This window comes from Lachnoanaerobaculum saburreum DSM 3986, from assembly GCF_000185385.1.
Lineage (GTDB): Bacteria > Bacillota > Clostridia > Lachnospirales > Lachnospiraceae > Lachnoanaerobaculum > Lachnoanaerobaculum saburreum.
Genome location: NZ_GL622318.1, coordinates 1 through 1,008 on the forward strand (window position 1 = coordinate 1; position 1,008 = coordinate 1,008).

At 42.9% G+C, this 1,008-nt stretch carries 2 protein-coding genes; both read right to left on the reverse strand.

Annotated features, from left to right (window positions below):
- The coding region (locus HMPREF0381_RS14165; protein ID WP_040462030.1) for an electron transfer flavoprotein subunit beta/FixA family protein at positions 1-253 on the reverse strand (253 nt) is incomplete at its 3' end.
- A 26-nt stretch (positions 254-279) separates the two neighbouring features.
- Positions 280-1,008 (reverse strand): acyl-CoA dehydrogenase family protein (locus tag HMPREF0381_RS14170; RefSeq protein WP_008752698.1); only part of this gene is annotated, 729 nt, incomplete at its 5' end.

The following is a 1,008-nucleotide window of genomic DNA, read 5'->3' on the forward strand; positions in this document are numbered from 1 at the left end:
TTATAAGAATTGCTTTGTCGGCTCCCATTGCAAGTGCCTCTCTAAGTACCTCATCCGCCTTTGGAAGTCCCATAGTAACTACAGTAACTTCCGCATTATATTTATCTTTTATTCTGAGAGCCGCCTCAAGACCCGCTTTATCATCAGGGTTCATAATTGTAAGCATAGCTCCTCTGTTAAGTGTGCCGTCAGGGTTGAAAACAACGCCACCCTTTGTATCCGGCACCTGTTTAATACAAACAACTATCTTCATGACATCCTCCATTCATAACAGCAACATTAATTAAGCAATGCACCGGCGATTACCATTCTCTGTACTTCACTTGTACCTTCATATACTTCTGTAATCTTGGCATCACGCATCATTCTTTCGATCTCGTATTCTCTTGTATAACCATATCCGCCATGCAGCTGAACCGCCTTGGTAGTTACTTCCATAGCCACCTCTGCTGCAAACAACTTAGCCATTGCCGCTTCCTCCGAATATGTCTTCTGTGTTGCCTTAGCCATTGCCGCTCTGTATACAAGCATCTGTGCCGCCTTTACTTTGGTTGCCATATTTGCCAGCTCAAACTGTGTATTTTGGAATGCACTGATAGTTCTTCCAAACTGTTTTCTCTCTTTTACATAGGCAATAGTTCTCTCAAGTGCACCCTCTGCAATACCAAGCGCCTGTGCGGCAATACCTATACGACCACCGTCCAGAGTATGCATTGCAATACCGAATCCCTTGCCGGCAGGTCCGAGCATATTTTCCTTTGGAACTCTGCAATCATTAAAGATAAGCTCATATGTAGAAGAGCCTCTGATACCCATCTTCTTTTCCTTCGTTCCGAAATTAAATCCCGGTGTACCCTTTTCTACCAGGAATGCCGAGAAAACTTTCTTCTTTCTGCCCTTAGCATCCACTTTGACCTCTGTACATGCGATTACAACATAAATATCGGCTTCTTTACCGTTTGTAATGAAAATTTTTGAACCGTTAAGTACATACTCATCATTATCAAG